We start from the raw sequence: 14375 nt of genomic DNA on the forward strand, positions 1-14375 counted from the left end.
GGGAAAAATCACCCATTATTGTCAAACTTATTTCGCGCAGAAAGGCGCGTCTTTTTTAATTCAGATCGGGTAATTTTGCGGCAACGTTTTTCTCTATCCCAATAAGCGGCATAAGATTGTCCACGGCTGAAGCGTAATTAATTGCCGAGCTCCAGCCATCATATTCAGCGATTATTTTCGCGGTGGTTGCCTGCCAGACATCCTGTTCAACGCTGAGCAAATCGTTAATGCTGCGCTTGCTCAGGGTGTATTCATTCTTGTAAACGTCACGGGCGCGCAACGCACTTTCCAGCTGCTGCCGCCCCGCCTCCATGCGCCCGCGCGCACCGGTCCAGTCAGCCTGCGCGACGGAAGCCTTTTGCAGCACATCGAACCGCGCCTGGTCAACCTGAGAAGATGCCATTGCCCGAGCACCTTCTGCCTGTCGCACGCGTGCAGAGACCGCGCCTCCCTGGTAGATTGGCGCGTCAATATTGACCTGTATCTGGTCGTCCCAGTAGGAACGGTTATCCGATTCATAGCGCGTGCGGCCGCCCTTAAGGCTTAGCGTCGGCCAGTGCTGAGACCTGGCCGTTTCGACGCCATACTGCGCCGAGCGCTCCATGTTCTGCGCCGCCATCACCGCCGGGATCAATGAATAATCAATACGGTTGACGGAATCCTGCTCCACGGCCAGATTCGCCGGCACCGGGGAGTATTTTTCCGCCTGCATGCCGGTCAGAACCGCGAGCCTTGCGCGGGCGCTGTTAAGCGATGCGGTATACTGCTCCACCGTGGCCTGCATTCCGGCAATTCGCGTGCGGGTCTGGAGCTCGTCGGATGTCGAGCTCACGCCAGCATCCGCGCGCAGCTTTGCCAGCTGCGCAACGTTGTTAAGCGCCTGGACATTCTCCCTGGCCGCCTGCAACAGATCCGTATAGCGCTTGACCTCCACGTAGCTGAGGGCCGTTTTTTCCGCCACGTCAGACAGCGTACCCATCAACTGGAAGCGATAACTATCACGCTGAGCTGAACTCTGACTAATGCTGTTGTTGGTCTTGCCAAAGTCATAAATCAGCTGCGTCAGGCTCAATCCCCAGGCAGCGGAATTCCTCAGCGATCCGCTGGAATCTGTCGTTTGGCTGTGACCCGTACTGCCGTTCAATGATATTTGCGGCATCCAACCGCTGCGCGCTTCATCTATTTGCGCCTGACCAATGCCCAACTGTGCAGCCTGATGGCTCACGGAGGGATCGCGATCGATAGCAAACAGAATACTTTCTTTTAAGGTTGTTGCGGCAACTGGCGCAAAACCCGCCTGGCTGCTATTGGCATATGCCGTATTTACCGTCATCGCAATAATTGCTACAGCGGCTGGAAATCTGAATAACATGTAGTTTTGAAATATAGTCATTTTATCCCCCTGACTCTGAGTGTTGTCGAGATACTTACCCAAAAGAGGTAGCGATAATTAGACAAATATCCTTTTCTCCGTAATTGCTAAATTTAAGGTATAAGTCCCCTATTCCCATTCCTGACGGAAGTGAGAGCTGACCAGGGTATTTTCAAAATTAGGAATTTACTTATTTTTTTAGCTCGTTCGGAGCATAACAAAATGCTTAAATTGCAACTACACCTGCAATGTTAACGAGGTGTTACATTTAAGAAAATTCATAAGGTTTCTGTACAATTGGTCAAAAATGGCCTTTCAAACGAAACAAATAAAGCCATTGTTATTTAAGTAAAATTCCTAAAAGAGATGCTGCACAATTTTGGGTTAATTTCTTAATGGGTCAAACACAAAGATTTTCAAAGTACTGTCAATTTAAGTAACCTCAGAAATGAGGGCGATATTATATTCCAGTGATATTCAAATTTTAGGAATAAACATCTATAAGCGGTCGATTTATCAGACAGAGCGATCTGTTATGTCAAACTAAACAGACATATAAGCCAAATGAATATATAAAACAGTCTATTAACATGCCCCTTAAACCTCCAGAACACTTTAATTCATTTTGATTAATGGGATTTTAATAATCACTCAACCTTACCATTAGGACTACCTCTTCATCCCTCACCGCATGAAATGTCCTGGAATGCCATCGGTGATTCCCTTTCACTGCAAATGCTGTATTATGCAACTTATTGCGACATTTTGCAGGATCTAGGCCGTGCACAAAACCGCCAGACAGAAATATGTTCTTGATATTATTAGCGAACAAGGCCAAGCCAGCATCACCGAGCTTGCAGAAAAGTTGCAGGTATCTGCTGACACTATCCGCCGCGACCTCACCGACCTTGAGAATCAGGGACTGGCTCAGAAGAACCACGGCGGCGCAATCGCCCTCAATCTTTCCGCGATGAATCGCCGGGGAAGAAACACGCTTCTGCCGGATACGAAACAGCGGCTGGGTAAACAGGTCGCAGAATACGTACCGGCCGGTTCGACGCTGTTTCTGGACGCAGGAAGTACCGTGCTGTCGGTAGCAATGTTTCTTAAAGGGCCGCTGACGGTCATCACCACCTCACTGGATATCGCCCAGCACTTCAGCGATCGGGAAGACATTGAACTGATCCTGCTCGGGGGAAAATGGGACAAGGCGCAGCGTCTGTTTGCCGGAAGCGCCACCCTCTCCCTGCTGTCGCGCTATCGTGCGGATATCGCCATTCTTGGCGCGTGCGCGATCCACGCCGAGCTTGGGCTAAGCGCCAGTAAAGAAGCCGATGCGGAGGTGAAGCGCGCAATGCTGGCGGCCAGCCATGAACGCTGGGTCGTTGCCGACCATCTGAAACTTAACCACTGCGAACCTTATCTGGTTTCCGGATTATCTGAGATACATCAGCTGTTTTTAGACAGGCCCTGGGCAGAGCTCGGGGACAGTAGCGCACTGCAGGTCACTGTTTGCGCAAAATAACGTGGAGAAGGTCATGAATAAAGGTAAAACAATTAACGTTGCGCTGATCGGATATGGCTTTGTGGGCAAGACCTTCCATGCCCCGCTGATTGAGTCCGTCGACGGGCTTACGCTGGCGGTGGTCTCTTCCCGTAATGAAGAGAAGGTGAAACGCGATCTTCCGGAGGTTCTGGTTGTCGCCACGCCGGAAGAGGCGATTCAACACCCGGATGTTGACCTGGTCGTAATTGCCTCCCCCAACGCCACCCATGCCCCGCTGGCGACCCTCGCCCTGAATTCCGGGAAGCACGTGGTGGTCGATAAACCCTTCACCCTCGACATGCAGGAAGCCCGGGATCTGATCGCCCTCGCTGAAGAAAAGCAGCTACTCCTGTCCGTCTTCCATAACCGCCGCTGGGATAGCGACTTCCTCGGCATTAAGCAGGTCATGGAGCAGGGTAAAATCGGCAAGGTTAAGCATTTTGAGTCCCACATCGACCGCTTCCGTCCGGAAGTGCGCGCACGCTGGAGAGAACAAAATGTGCCGGGCAGCGGCCTGTGGTTTGACCTGGGGCCGCATCTTATCGATCAGACCCTCCAGCTTTTTGGCCTGCCGCAGTCCGTACAGGGCAATATCGCGACGCTGCGCGCTGGCGCGGAAATTAATGACTGGGCGCACGTGGTGCTGAATTACCCGGAACATAAAGTGGTGCTGCACTGCAGCATGCTGGTTGCAGGCGGCACCTCCCGCTTTGCCGTGCACGGCGACAAAGCCAGCGTGGTGAAGGCGCGTATCGATCAGCAGGAAGTGCAGCTGCTGGCGGGCGTAATTCCCGGCAGCGAAGGCTGGGGCGAAGACAGTGACGATATGGTGCTGTTTGATGCCAACGGTGAAACCTCACGCGTTGAGACCCCGAAAGGCGATCAGCGCCAGTACTACATCGGCGTGCGCGATGCATTGACGGGCAGGATCGAGAATCCGGTTCATCCTGTTGAAGCGCTGGCGGTGATGGCGGTACTTGAAGCGGCGGTTAAATCATCGGAGAAAGGGTCAACGCAGGCGCTGGAATTAACAGCTGAAGAGCGTGCTCTGCTGGGTTAAAAAACAGGCCGGGTAGCGCTGCGCTTACCCGGCCTACGATTCAGGGCCGTTCACAGGCCCGTGCAGGCGTAGCGCCGCCGGGCCATAGGGCTGGCTACGGCCGCTTTTTCGGCATCATGCGCAGCAGCGTGTTGTCCTTCCAGAAATAGTGATGCATCAGCGCCGCCAGGGCGTGCAGGCCGATGACGAAATAGCCCAGGTTTGCCAGCGTGACGTGCCATTCTTTAAGCATATCTACCAGGTCAAAATTCCCTTCCGCCGCGTGCGGCATCACCATACCGAAGGCAAACCAGTCGTTACCCCGGTTGTACATCATCACAATGCCGATCAGCGGCAGCGCGATAAACAGCACATATACAATCAGATGGCCCAGGTGCGACATGCCGGTGATCATCGCTTTGGGTTTTGGCTGAATGGGCGGCGCCGGGAATTTGAGACGGATGAGCAGTCTTGCCACCATCAGTACCAGGATTGAGATCCCGCAGGACACATGGATCATATTAATCAGCGGGCGGTCGCTCCGCGGGAAAAAGCCTCTGAACTCCATGGCGCAATAGGCCACGATGACTAACAGAAACACCAGCCAGTGGATACCTATTTGCAGGCCTGTATATTTAGTGCGCATGTAATTTCCTGATGAATGACAAATACAGCGTCAACATAATCCGCTTTCCTTAAAAATTCATTAACTTTTCTGTATGGTTTTTCAGATACTTCCCCGCGCATGAAGCATCTTCAATTGCCGCCCCGCCCGTCATGGTCTAAGCCTGGATGAGTTCAAACTGTCGCATCGACACGTTCACCAGGAGTAAACCATGAGTAAAATTGGCATTAACGGATTTGGACGTATTGGACGCCTTGTTCTGCGTCGCCTTCTTGAAACCCAGGACAGCAACAGCGTCGTCGCCATCAACGACCTGACCTCCCCCAAAGTGCTGGCGTATTTGCTCAAGCATGATTCCAACTACGGTGGCTTTCCGTGGAGCGTGGATTTCACGGAAGATTCGCTGATCGTTGACGGAAAAACCATCTCGGTTTACGCAGAAAAAGAGGCAAAGCATATCCCGTGGAAAGCGGCTGGGGTGGATATCGTCGTCGAATGCACCGGTTTTTATACCTCGGAAGAAAAATCCCGCGCCCATCTGGATGCCGGCGCCAAAAAGGTGCTGATCTCAGCCCCGGCGGGAGAGATGAAAACCATTGTGTTCAACGTCAACGACGACACCATTGATGCCAGCGATACCATCATTTCCGTCGCCTCCTGTACGACCAACTGCCTGGCCCCTCTGGCTAAAGCCCTCCACGACGCCTTCGGCATTAAAGTTGGGACCATGACCACCATTCATGCCTATACCGGGACGCAGGCGCTGGTGGACGGTCCGCGCGGTAAAGATCTGCGCGCCTCCCGCGCCGCAGCGGAAAATATCATCCCGCACACGACCGGCGCCGCCAAAGCGATTGGCCTTGTTATCCCGGCGCTGAGCGGCAAGCTCAAAGGACACGCGCAGCGCGTGCCGGTCAAAACCGGTTCGGTGACGGAGCTGGTGGCGATTCTGGAGAAAAAGGTGACGGTAGAAGAGATCCATGCCGCGCTGAAAAAAGCCACGCAGGGGAATAAATCGTTTGGCTATACCGACGAAGAGATCGTCTCTTCGGACGTGATTGGCTCGCACTATGGCTCGGTGTTTGACGCAACCCAGACCGAAGTCAGCGAGGCGGGCGACGTGCAGCTGGTCAAAGCCGTTGCCTGGTATGACAACGAATACGGATTCGTTACGCAGCTGGTGCGTACGCTGGATAAATACGCGTCGCTGTAAAGCAAAACCCCTCTCCGCGGAGAGGGGGTTCAGTATTAGGACTGCAAATAGACCACCTGCGTTTGCAGATATTCATTCAGGCCATGCTTGCCGTCTGCCCCGCCAATACCGGATTTTCGCCAGCCCGCGTGGAAGCCCTGCATGGCTTCAAAGTTTTCGCGGTTGATGTAGGTTTCGCCAAACTTCAGCCCTTTAATCGCCTTCATGGCGACGTTCAGGTCCTGCGTATAAATTGACGACGTCAGGCCGTAGTCGCTGTCGTTTGCCATCCTCAGGGCCTCTTCCAGCGTGTCGAAGACAACCACCGGCAGAACGGGGCCAAACGTCTCTTCATGCATGATGGCCATCTCCTGGCGCACGTCCAGCAGCAGGGTTGGCGGATAGTAATAGCCTTTCCCCTCTACCGCCCTGCCGCCGAGCGCGACCGTCGCCCCTTCCTGCACCGCGCGAGCCACCTTCTGCTCCACGCGCTCCAGCGCCGCGGCGTTGATCAGCGGCCCCATGGCAATATCGGTACGCTCAGCCGGGTTGCCAAACTGCACGGCCTTCATCGCCTCGCCCAGGCGATTCACAAAGCGATCGTAAATCCCTTTCTGCACGTATACGCGCTCGGCGCAGTTACACACCTGCCCGGTATTGATCACGCGGGAATCGACAATCGCTTTGACCGCCAGCTCAAGGTTGGCGTCGTCCATCACGATGGCCGGCGCTTTGCCGCCAAGCTCAAGGCCAACCTTAGTGATATTTTTCGCCGCCGCGGCCATGATCTTCTCACCCGCGCCAACGCTGCCGGTCATGCTGACCATCGCCACTTTCGGATTACCTGCCAGCTCCTGCCCCACGGTTTCGCCGCGCCCCAGTACCAGGTTGAAGACACCTTTCGGCAGGCCGATTTCATCGACAATTTTGGCGAACGCGATGGCGTTATTCGGCGTGAACTCGCTGGGTTTGATGACGATGGTATTACCGGTCAGCAGCGCGGGCGCAAGCTTGCGGGCAATCAGGAAGAACGGGAAATTCCACGGCAGGATGCCGGTGGTAACGCCCAGCGCGCGTTTAAAGACCAGGATGTTCTCGCCGGGACGGTCGCTCTGAATAATTTCACCTTCATAGCGACGCGCCCACTCGGCCATGTAGTCGATATAGTCGGCCGTAAAGTTCACTTCCACTTCCGCCAGCTGCTGAATTTTACCGCCTTCTGCCACGATCAGGGCGCTGATTTCGCTCACGCGCTCGCGGATGCCTGCAGAAATTTTACGCAGCCAGCTTGCGCGTTCGATAGCGGGCAGCGCCTCCCAGCCGGCCTGCGCGCGCTCGGCCGCGTCTATCGCTTTACGCGCATCCTCCGCGCTGCCGTCGGGGATACGGGAGATGACCTCTTCAGTGGCCGGGTTAATCACATCAATCCAGCCGTCACCCTGCCAGGCAACAAACTGTCCATCAATATACATAGGATGTTGTACGGGTACCGTCATGACCTGCTCCTGTAATTACACTGTTTTTAACAAGTAAATGCATTGTTAAAAACTATAATTACTGGCGAGGATGCCTACTCTATCAGGCTGTTTTTGTGAGATATCTCATAAAAGAAACGGGTCAGCGGTTTTAAAAATTACAGACTGGCAACATAAGATGCCCGTTTGCGGCGAAGCCAGCGCAAACGGGCAGGCGATCACAGCAGAGAACGGCTTACCAGCGCATCGGTGAGGATCGCGTCACCGCGCAGGATATTCCACGCGTTATTCACGTCCTCAGGAATGTCCACGTGCGCGATAAAATCTTTACCCCTCGGTCCATAGCCGTTGACGTCATCGCGTAAGCGCGGGAACTCGCCCAGCACCAGCGACAGATAGCGTTCTACCGGCCAAAGCCCTTCGTTACTGCCGCAGAACTTCAGCCCGTCTTCGCTATTTTGCACAACCGGCGTGAGCCCCGGATGGCTCACCCACGTCGGCGAAGCCGCCTCATCCCGGCAGACGCGCGCAAAGGTTGCCATGGTGCGGCGCTGCATCGTCGGGTCCTGCACCACCAGCACGCGCTCTGGCCTCTGGCCGTGATGCTTCATCATTTCCCGGCTAAAGCGGGCGTTCTCGCCGCAGTTGGTTGACTGGTCTTCAACCAGAATTTTCTCGGCCGGGATTTTCCAGAATTCGCGGGCGATGTCCGCGAGGATCGCCGCCTCCGCGCGCCCCGTCGTGGGGAGCGTGTTATAGCGCGGATGTTGAGCAACCGCGGCATACAGGAAGGTGGTTGAGTGCCCAATCCCGCCGCTGATCAACAGCGGAACACCCTGTTCGGACGCGATCCGACAGGCGGCATCGATAGCAGGAATGACCGCATTCCCCGCCAGAATGACCATATCAACAGGCTGGCTGTCATGGAGTTCGTCCTGCGCCAGCCATCCTCCGACGGTGTTCACCGCATTCAGCGTGCTCTCGGGGAGAGAAGGAAAAAGTGCCAGTGTCATCGTGACCTCCTTACAGCGTTTTGATCCAGAGTATCGCATGCGTCCTGGGGAAACAGAGGATCTCTCCGAAAGCCAAACCGCTCGACACCCCCTCTTTGTCATTTTTTTGAAATAACCAGAAACATCTAAAAACAATTGGGTTGCACCTGCATTTTATGCTTTTGATTATCCCTCATTCAAAACATCGTGCCATATCGTGATGATGATAAAGCAACAGTCGCTGCTTATTTCACCGTGATCTGACCAGTAAAGCCCCCTTCTGGCTTGCCAAATAAAACATCCCACCCTAAGTTGCTTAACAATTTAATAACCTTTTTATCACTAAAGGTTGCACCTGAAGCGCGCCAGGTGACACCTTTCATATCATCTACGTGGCGGGGTTTTGGGTCATGACACAACATGAAAGCACAACGACGGTCTTACGAAAAAACAAAAAGGTTCTCATCGCCAGCCTCACCGGCAGCGCTATTGAATGGTTTGACTATTTTCTCTACGGCACGGCGGCGGCGCTGGTTTTTAATAAGATATTCTTCCCGATGGTTGATCCGGTTATTGGGCTGATCCTTTCCTATCTCTCTTTCTCATTAACGTTCTTCATCCGCCCTATTGGCGGCGTCCTCTTCGCCCATATCGGGGACCGCATCGGGCGTAAGAAAACGCTGGTGCTAACCCTGTCGCTAATGGGAGGTGCAACCGTGATGATTGGCCTGCTTCCCACTTACGACATGATTGGCATGTGGGCACCGGCGCTGCTGATCCTGATGCGTATCATTCAGGGAATGGGCATTGGCGGTGAATGGGGAGGTGCCCTGCTGCTTGCCTATGAGTACGCGCCCGAGAAGCGCAAAGGCTTCTTCGGCAGTATTCCGCAGGCCGGTGTGACTATCGGAATGCTGATGGCGACCTTTATCGTGTCGCTGATGACGCTGTTCAGCGAGGAGGATTTCCTCTCCTGGGGATGGCGTATTCCCTTTCTGCTGAGTTCCGTACTGGTGCTCATTGGCCTGTGGATCCGTAAAGACATCGACGAAACGCCTGACTTCAAGAAAGTGAAAGCGTCGGGCCGGGTTGCGAAAGCGCCGCTGCGCGATACCCTGAAACACCACTGGCGCGAAGTGCTGATTGCCGCCGGGCTGAAGGTGGTTGAAACCGCGCCGTTTTATATTTTCTCGACTTTTGTGGTCAGCTACGCCACAACCACGCTCACCTATCAGAAGTCTCAGGCGCTGGAGGCCGTGACGCTGGGTGCCCTGGTCGCGACCATCATGATCCCACTCATGGGATTCCTCTCCGATAGGGTTGGCCGCCAGCGCATGTACGCCGTCAGCGTGTTTATTCTGGGCCTGTTCATCGTGCCGTGGTTTATGCTGCTCAATACCGGCACCACGTGGGGCATTGTCCTCGCCACGGTTATCGCCTTTGGCGTGCTGTGGGCGCCCGTCACGGCAGTGCTCGGCACCCTGTGCTCAGAAATATTCAGCGCTAACGTTCGCTACACGGGTATCACTCTGGGCTATCAGCTTGGGGCCGCGCTGGCAGGCGGTACCGCACCGCTTATCGCAACGGGTTTACTGGCGAAATACGATGGCGACTGGGTGCCGGTGGCGTGGTATCTGGCGGTAACGGTAATTATCTCACTGATCGCTATTTACTGTGCCAGCCGCGTGAAGCGTGGTTCGGTGATTCAGGCCCAGCCTGACGAAGCATGAGCCCCCGGCGGCCCGTTTCGGGCCGCTCTTTTTCCTTATCCGTTCCCTAAACATTTGCGTAACATGCGATAATCATATTCACTTGAATTATGATTTGCGTCAGACGTAGAATCATTAGCCCGCTCACTATTCAACTTTTTCTAAGGTAAACGACGTTATGCGCCTGCCCCAACGCGACCCGTATGCTCCTCGCGAGTGGCAGCCACATGAGAAACCCGCCCTGCTGGGTTCACCCTCCACCCCGGAACATCCCACGCCAAAGCGAATTGCCTACGGCATCGTTGGCCTGCTGGTGTGCCTGACCGGGGCGCTGGGTAACGCGGTCGTGACCGCTAATCTGCAAAACTTACAGGGCACCTTCGGGGCCTGGTCGACAGAGATCGCCTGGCTGCCCGCCGTCTATGTGATGACCAACGTCTCCATCAACCTGCTGCTGGTGAAATTTCGTCAGCAGTACGGTCTGCGGGCGTTTACGGAAGGGTTCCTGGTGCTCTACGTGCTGGTCACCTTTTTTCACCTGTTCGTGAACGATCTCAGCTCTGCGCTGATGGTCCGCGCCGCGCACGGCATGGTCGCGGCCGCGCTCAGTTCGCTCGGTATCTATTATCAAATTCAGGCCTGGCCCGCGAAGCACCGGCTCAAGGCGCTGACGATTGGGATTACCGGATCGTCGCTGGCGATCCCTATGGCACGGCTGTTCTCCACCGAACTGCTCCAGCTTGACGAGTGGCGCGGGCTCTACTTCTTCGAGCTGGGGCTGGCCCTGATATCGCTGGCCTGCGTGATGGTGCTCAAGCTGCCGCCGGGCGACCGCCGTAAGGTTTTCGAGAAGAAAGACTTCATCACCTTCTTTCTGCTGGCACCCGGTATGGCGCTACTGTGCGCGGTACTCTCCCTGGGCCGCCTGTACTGGTGGTTTGAAGCGCCGTGGATTGGCTGGTCGCTGGCGCTATCGCTGGTCCTGATCGTCTCCGCGATTATGTTTGAACATAACCGCAGCAATCCTCTGCTCAACACCCGCTGGCTGTCGAGCGGCAGTATCGTGCGCCTGGGGTTAATCATGCTGTTGATCCGCATCGTGCTGGCGGAACAGAACACCGGGGTCATCGGCTGGCTACAGTACGTCGGCCTGCAAAATGAGCAGATGACGCACCTGGCGTGGTCTATCTTTGCCGGGATTGTCTGCGGGATTGTCACCAGCTGTTTGACGATCAAGCCCACCAGACTCGCCTGGCCCATCATTACCTCGCTGGCGCTGATGATCGTGGCCTCATTGCTCGACAGCCGGTCGACCAACCTGACCCGTCCGGACCAGCTGATGCTGAGCCAGTTCCTGCTGGGCTTCGGCAGCGCCTTTTTCCTTGCCCCGGCAATGCTGGCCGCCATCGGCGGCGTCATCGCCGAGCCGCGCAACCTGGTGAGCTTCTCGGTGATGTTTGGCATGAGTCAGAACATCGGTGGCCTGCTCGGTTCCGCAATCCTCGGTACCTTTCAGACCTGGCGCGAGAAGTACCACTCCAGCCTGCTGGCTGACCAGCTCACTACGCTAAACCCGCTGGTGAACGAGCGCATTCAGGCCTATACCCAGATGTACCAAAGCCTGATCGGGGACAGCGCCCTGCTGGGCACGCAGGCCATCACCCAGCTGCAAACGGTCACGACCCTTGAGGCAAACATTCTGGCTTACAACGATACTTACCTTCTGACGGCGAGCATCGCTGCCGCCACGCTGGTCTGGATTTTATGGCGCCTGTTGCGCCTGCGCATAACGGCCCGTATGGCCCTGAAGAACGCCACGGGTAACAAATAATGGAAATATTTCTGGAGATTGTATGAGTCAGCAGGATGCCGCAAAAGAGCAGGCCAACACCCGCAAGAATGTGCGTATTGTTTCGGTTTTCACCGCCGCGGCGATCGGTATTGTCGGGGTGCTGGTGATCCTCTACGCCTGGCAGCTGCCGCCGTTCACCCGCCACGCGCAGTTTACGGATAACGCCTACGTCCGCGGCCAGACCACGTTTATCAGCCCGCAGGTGAACGGGTACATCACTGAGGTGAATGTTCAGGATTTCGTTCACGTCAAAAAAGGGGATGTGCTGCTGCAGATTGACGACCGTATCTATCGCCAGCGCGTCCACCAGGCCGAGGCGCAGCTGGCGATGAAGATTGCCGCGCTCAACAACAACCTGCAGCAGCGTAAGAGCGCCGAAGCGACGATCGCGAAAAACGAGGCGGTGCTGAAAAACGCCCGCGCGCAGAGCCTGAAAACCCAGGCGGATTTAAAGCGCGTGAAGGATCTGACGGCAGACGGTTCCCTTTCCATTCGCGAGCGCGACGCGGCGCTGGCGAGTGCCGCTCAGGGCAGCGCCGACATCGACCAGGCCAAAGCGTCGCTTGAGATGTCTCGCCAGGATCTGCAGACCGTTATCGTCAACCGCGGGTCGCTGGAGGCGGACGTCGACAACGCCAAAGCCGCGCTGGAGCTGGCGCAGATCGACCTGCAAAATACCCGCATTATCGCCCCGCGTGACGGCCAGCTCGGGCAGATTGCCGTGCGCCTTGGGGCCTACGTTTCCGCCGGAACGCACCTCACCACGCTGGTGCCGCCGCAGCACTGGGTGATTGCCAATATTAAAGAGACGCAGCTGGCGAACCTGCGCGTCGGACAGCCGGTGAAATTCACCGTCGATGCGTTAAACGATAAAGCCTATCAGGGCCGCGTGGAGAGCATCTCTCCCGCAACGGGCGTGGAGTTCAGCGCAATCACGCCGGATAACGCCACCGGCAACTTCGTTAAAATTGCCCAGCGCATTCCGGTGCGCATTGAAATACTCGGCAAACCGGAAGAATACACGCTGCTGCGCCCGGGCATGTCTGTACAGGTGACGATTGACACGCGGGAGGAGAAGCAATGACGCTGCGCCCGCTCGCCAGCCTGATGATGGCGGTCATACTGGCAGGGTGCCAGTCGGTCGATGTCAAACCCGCTCAACCGTCCCTGCACATCCCGAACCAATGGCGTGCCGATGCAGGCCCCGCCAGCCCTGTAGAACAGATCTGGTGGCGAAACTTCCACGACAGCCATCTGAACCGCTATGTGGACCAGGCGCTTAAAAACAACAGCGATGTGCTGATTGCCCGCGAGCGGATCGATGAATATCAGGCGCGGGTCTACGCTGCAGACGGCAGCCTCTTTCCCTCGCTGGATGCCGGAGTCTCCGGTACGCGGGCCCGCGCGCAATCTGCCGCTACGGGGCTCCCTGTCTACAGCACGCTGTACAAAGGCAGCCTGACCGCAAGCTATGATGTCGATATCTGGGGCGTGAACCGCAGCACCGCTGCGGCTGCCGAGGCGTCGCTGGCGGCGCAGAAAGCCGCAGCCGCGGCGGCGGATTTGACGGTTGCCTCTTCGGTGGCCTCCGGGTACGTCACCCTGCTCTCGCTGGATGAACAGCTGCGCGTGACTCAATCTACCCTGACGTCCCGCGAAGCGGCGTTTAACCTTGCCAAACGGCAGTTTGAGACGGGCTACAGTTCGCGGCTGGAGCTGATGCAGTCCGACTCGGAGCTGCGCTCTACGCGGGCGCAGGTTCCGGTACTCCAGCATCAGATTGCTCAGCAGGAAAACGCGCTGAGCCTGCTGCTGGGTAATAACCCAGGCGACGTTGCGCGCGGTGAAAGCTTCGACGCGCTAACGCCGCTGAAGCTCCCCTCGCAGCTGCCTTCGACGCTGCTTAATCGCCGTCCGGACGTCGTTCAGGCCGAGCGCCAGCTGGTTGCGGCAGACGCCTCGCTTGCCGCGTCGCGCGCCAGCCTTCTGCCGTCGATCAACCTGACGGCGACCGGATCGCTGCAGGATCGTACCCTGTCAGGCCTGCTGGACAACCCGCTCCAGCTCTGGAGCGTGGGCGGAAGCATTCTTGCCCCGCTGTTGAACCGACAGGCGCTGAATGCGCAGGTGGATGTTTCACAGTCCCAGCGCAATCAGGCGCTGTACGCCTACGAAAAAACCGTACGCAATGCCTTTTCAGAAGTGAATAACAGCCTTGATGCCATTACGCGCTATCAGGAACAGCTTACCGAACTGCTGGCTCAGCAGGACGTTTCCCGGGAGACGCTGCGCATTGCGCAAAACCGCTACAACAACGGGTATTCATCCTATCTGGACGTGCTCGACGCTCAGCGTACGCTGTACTCGGTGCAGACCAGCGTGGTACAGGTAAAAAATAACCTGCTGCTGGCGCAAATTGATTTGTATAAAGCGCTGGGGGGCGGCTGGGTCAGTGCCTGAAAACCTGCCCGGTGGCGCTTCGCTTACCGGTCCTACGGGCTGGGTGTTCTCCCTCTCCCTGTGGGAGAGGGTTGGGGTGAGGGCATCAGGCCGCAGTGCAGCGCCACCGGGCA

The 14375-nt window shown here is 56.2% G+C and carries 12 protein-coding genes; 7 read left to right on the forward strand and 5 right to left on the reverse strand.

The genetic code is table 11. The annotated features are described in order from the left end of the window. Window positions 1-55: 55 nt before the first annotated feature. Window positions 56-1393 (reverse strand): TolC family outer membrane protein, encoded by a 1338-nt coding sequence (locus D5067_RS12065; protein WP_119934318.1) that lies wholly within the window; start codon window positions 1391-1393, stop codon window positions 56-58. Window positions 1394-2153: 760 nt separating this feature from the next. Between D5067_RS12065 and D5067_RS12070 the strand changes: the two genes are divergently transcribed. Both D5067_RS12070 and D5067_RS12075 read left to right on the forward strand, forming a co-directional pair. Next, window positions 2154-2897 carry a DeoR/GlpR family DNA-binding transcription regulator gene (locus D5067_RS12070; protein WP_119934319.1) on the forward strand — a complete coding sequence of 248 codons (744 nt, stop codon included), beginning with the start codon at window positions 2154-2156 and terminating at the stop codon, window positions 2895-2897. Window positions 2898-2910: 13 nt separating this feature from the next. After that, the gene (locus tag D5067_RS12075; protein ID WP_119934320.1) at window positions 2911-3978 is read left to right on the forward strand and encodes an oxidoreductase; all 1068 of its coding nucleotides are present in this window, start codon (window positions 2911-2913) and stop codon (window positions 3976-3978) included. A 94-nt stretch (window positions 3979-4072) separates the two neighbouring features. On the opposite strand, the gene cybB is transcribed toward D5067_RS12075, so the two are convergent. Continuing rightward, window positions 4073-4603: a cytochrome b561 gene (gene cybB, locus D5067_RS12080; RefSeq protein ID WP_119934321.1), complete on the reverse strand. Its 531-nt coding sequence runs from the start codon at window positions 4601-4603 to the stop codon at window positions 4073-4075. Between the two features lie 190 nt (window positions 4604-4793). Here cybB and gap point away from each other — a divergent pair, with 190 nt between their 5' ends. Further along, window positions 4794-5795: a type I glyceraldehyde-3-phosphate dehydrogenase gene (gene gap / locus D5067_RS12085; protein ID WP_119934322.1), complete on the forward strand. Its 1002-nt coding sequence runs from the start codon at window positions 4794-4796 to the stop codon at window positions 5793-5795. A gap of 35 nt (window positions 5796-5830) precedes the next feature. On the opposite strand, the gene aldA is transcribed toward gap, so the two are convergent. The 3 genes from aldA to D5067_RS12100 all read right to left on the reverse strand — a co-directional run bounded on the left by aldA (window position 5831) and on the right by D5067_RS12100 (window position 8624). Beyond that, window positions 5831-7270, reverse strand: a complete 1440-nt coding sequence (aldA, locus tag D5067_RS12090) for an aldehyde dehydrogenase (RefSeq protein ID WP_119934323.1) — start codon at window positions 7268-7270, stop codon at window positions 5831-5833. 197 nt (window positions 7271-7467) lie between these two features. Further along, a complete protein-coding gene (locus tag D5067_RS12095; RefSeq protein WP_119934324.1) occupies window positions 7468-8262 on the reverse strand; it encodes a YdcF family protein in 795 nt (264 codons plus the stop codon). Between the two features lie 224 nt (window positions 8263-8486). After that, window positions 8487-8624 carry a hypothetical protein gene (locus tag D5067_RS12100; RefSeq protein ID WP_160117931.1) on the reverse strand — a complete coding sequence of 46 codons (138 nt, stop codon included), beginning with the start codon at window positions 8622-8624 and terminating at the stop codon, window positions 8487-8489. A 27-nt stretch (window positions 8625-8651) separates the two neighbouring features. Here D5067_RS12100 and D5067_RS12105 point away from each other — a divergent pair, with 27 nt between their 5' ends. The 4 genes from D5067_RS12105 to D5067_RS12120 all read left to right on the forward strand — a co-directional run bounded on the left by D5067_RS12105 (window position 8652) and on the right by D5067_RS12120 (window position 14262). Then, the gene (locus tag D5067_RS12105) at window positions 8652-9971 is read left to right on the forward strand and encodes an MFS transporter (protein WP_119934325.1); all 1320 of its coding nucleotides are present in this window, start codon (window positions 8652-8654) and stop codon (window positions 9969-9971) included. A 157-nt stretch (window positions 9972-10128) separates the two neighbouring features. After that, complete coding sequence (locus D5067_RS12110; protein WP_162497926.1) at window positions 10129-11781, forward strand: MFS transporter; 1653 nt, start codon at window positions 10129-10131, stop codon at window positions 11779-11781. 22 nt (window positions 11782-11803) lie between these two features. Further along, the gene (locus D5067_RS12115; protein ID WP_119934326.1) at window positions 11804-12886 is read left to right on the forward strand and encodes an HlyD family secretion protein; all 1083 of its coding nucleotides are present in this window, start codon (window positions 11804-11806) and stop codon (window positions 12884-12886) included. After that, complete coding sequence (locus tag D5067_RS12120; RefSeq protein ID WP_119934327.1) at window positions 12883-14262, forward strand: efflux transporter outer membrane subunit; 1380 nt, start codon at window positions 12883-12885, stop codon at window positions 14260-14262. Before D5067_RS12115 ends, D5067_RS12120 begins: the two co-directional genes overlap by 4 nt. The last annotated feature ends 113 nt before the right edge of the window (window positions 14263-14375 follow it).

This window comes from Enterobacter huaxiensis, assembly GCF_003594935.2.
Classification (GTDB): Bacteria; Pseudomonadota; Gammaproteobacteria; order Enterobacterales; family Enterobacteriaceae; genus Enterobacter; species Enterobacter huaxiensis.

Bases quoted from the DNA above. Each gene is read 5' to 3' on its own strand.
- D5067_RS12065 (WP_119934318.1), bottom strand. From the start codon at position 1,393: ATGACTATATTTCAAAACTACATGTTATTCAGATTTCCAGCCGCTGTA.
- D5067_RS12075 (WP_119934320.1), top strand. From the start codon at position 2,911: ATGAATAAAGGTAAAACAATTAACGTTGCGCTGATCGGATATGGCTTT.
- cybB (WP_119934321.1), bottom strand. From the start codon at position 4,603: ATGCGCACTAAATATACAGGCCTGCAAATAGGTATCCACTGGCTGGTG.
- gap (WP_119934322.1), top strand. From the start codon at position 4,794: ATGAGTAAAATTGGCATTAACGGATTTGGACGTATTGGACGCCTTGTT.
- aldA (WP_119934323.1), bottom strand. From the start codon at position 7,270: ATGACGGTACCCGTACAACATCCTATGTATATTGATGGACAGTTTGTT.
- D5067_RS12095 (WP_119934324.1), bottom strand. From the start codon at position 8,262: ATGACACTGGCACTTTTTCCTTCTCTCCCCGAGAGCACGCTGAATGCG.
- D5067_RS12100 (WP_160117931.1), bottom strand. From the start codon at position 8,624: ATGAAAGGTGTCACCTGGCGCGCTTCAGGTGCAACCTTTAGTGATAAA.
- D5067_RS12105 (WP_119934325.1), top strand. From the start codon at position 8,652: ATGACACAACATGAAAGCACAACGACGGTCTTACGAAAAAACAAAAAG.
- D5067_RS12110 (WP_162497926.1), top strand. From the start codon at position 10,129: ATGCGCCTGCCCCAACGCGACCCGTATGCTCCTCGCGAGTGGCAGCCA.
- D5067_RS12115 (WP_119934326.1), top strand. From the start codon at position 11,804: ATGAGTCAGCAGGATGCCGCAAAAGAGCAGGCCAACACCCGCAAGAAT.
- D5067_RS12120 (WP_119934327.1), top strand. From the start codon at position 12,883: ATGACGCTGCGCCCGCTCGCCAGCCTGATGATGGCGGTCATACTGGCA.